General features: G+C 60.9%; 3 protein-coding genes. All 3 read left to right on the forward strand.

Translation table 11 applies throughout. The features are described from left to right. Positions 1-86: 86 nt before the first annotated feature. Positions 87-557, forward strand: coding sequence for an SH3-like domain-containing protein (locus AB0H50_RS35515; RefSeq protein WP_072705112.1), 471 nt, complete (start codon positions 87-89; stop codon positions 555-557). Further along, complete coding sequence (locus AB0H50_RS35520) at positions 554-850, forward strand: SH3-like domain-containing protein (RefSeq protein WP_072705115.1); 297 nt, start codon at positions 554-556, stop codon at positions 848-850. The genes AB0H50_RS35515 and AB0H50_RS35520 overlap by 4 nt, the downstream gene beginning before the upstream one ends. Further along, a partial coding sequence (locus AB0H50_RS35525) for a nitrile hydratase subunit alpha (RefSeq protein ID WP_357461671.1) occupies positions 850-1258 on the forward strand: 409 nt, incomplete at its 3' end. The genes AB0H50_RS35520 and AB0H50_RS35525, both read left to right, overlap by 1 nt.

Raw genomic sequence — 1258 nt, forward strand, 5'->3', positions numbered from 1 at the left:
TATGTCGGCGATGTGATTCCCATTCCCTGTCCGCCCCGCGAAGGACTCCTCGAGGGGAACCACCGACCGATCGGATCGGAAACACAATGAGTTCACCGGCTAAGCAATCGGGCGCGTCGCAGAGCACACCCAGCCCCAGCGCGTCATTCAACACCCTGACGAGTCTGCTCGCCGACATCGCCCCAGCCATCCACGAGGTACAGGACTCCCCGTACACGTTGCCCAACGCCCGATATGCCGCACTGCGGCACGTGATCCACGACGTTGGTGGCCAGCCCGACCTGCCCGTCGAATACAAGGAAAAGGTCGAAGAGGCGTGGGAGATGAACACGTACGTCACCTGTGAATGCCTGGGCTGGCGAGGCGCGTGGAATTCCGAGATGCGGCGCCGTGCCGAAAATGATCTGGGCGCGACGCTTTACTTCGGCCTTCCGTACTACGCGCGCTGGATCACCGTCGCCACCAAGACTCTTATCGACAAAGGCCTCATCACGCCAGATGAATTGTCAGCCAAGATCGATGCTGTCCGCACGCGTTTGAGCGAGGAGCGATCATGACGAAATACCAGATCGGTGACCGCGTTACGGTAAAGGACGCGACGTCCCTTTTCCACACTCGCACACAGGCGTTCGTGCGCGGCCACACAGGCGTCGTCGTCGAATACCGTCCCGAATGGGTTATCCCGGAGGACGAGGCATGGGACCGCCTCGAGAACGGGCGCACCGAACCGTTCTACGTCGTGCGGTTCCTCCAGACCGACTTGTGGGACCCCTACACCGGATTCGATGTCGATACCCTCGAAACAGAGTGCTCCGAGCGCTGGCTTGCACCCGCAAAGGACGAAGCATAATGAGCGAAAATCACAGCCACGAAGGCCACGATCCGATCCAGGAAGGCCCCGAGGTAGGCGAATTCGAAGTACTCGAGGCCGCCATCCGGGAACTGTCGATCGAAAAAGGCCTGTTCTCATCCGAAGACCACCGCCGATTCTCGGAGTGGGCGCAGTCGATCGGTCCTTCCAAGGGTTCCCGCCTCGTCGCCAAGGCATGGCTCGACCCCGACTTCAAGCGTCAACTGCTCGAGGATGCGACAGAAGCCTCCAAAGCGGTGGGAGTCGACTGGCTGGACCCGACCGGGACAGGCACCCCCAGCGACTACACGTTCTTCTACGTCCTGGAGAACACACCCCAGGTGCACAACATGATCGTATGCACCCTGTGTTCGTGTTACCCGAGGCCCGTCCTCGGCATGTCGCCCG

The sequence above is a fragment of the Nocardia sp. NPDC050793 genome, from assembly GCF_040654065.1.
GTDB lineage: Bacteria > Actinomycetota > Actinomycetes > Mycobacteriales > Mycobacteriaceae > Nocardia.

Excerpts from the sequence above, each read along its gene's own strand:
- AB0H50_RS35515 (WP_072705112.1), top strand. The coding sequence starts at position 87 with ATGAGTTCACCGGCTAAGCAATCGGGCGCGTCGCAGAGCACACCCAGC.
- AB0H50_RS35520 (WP_072705115.1), top strand. The coding sequence starts at position 554 with ATGACGAAATACCAGATCGGTGACCGCGTTACGGTAAAGGACGCGACG.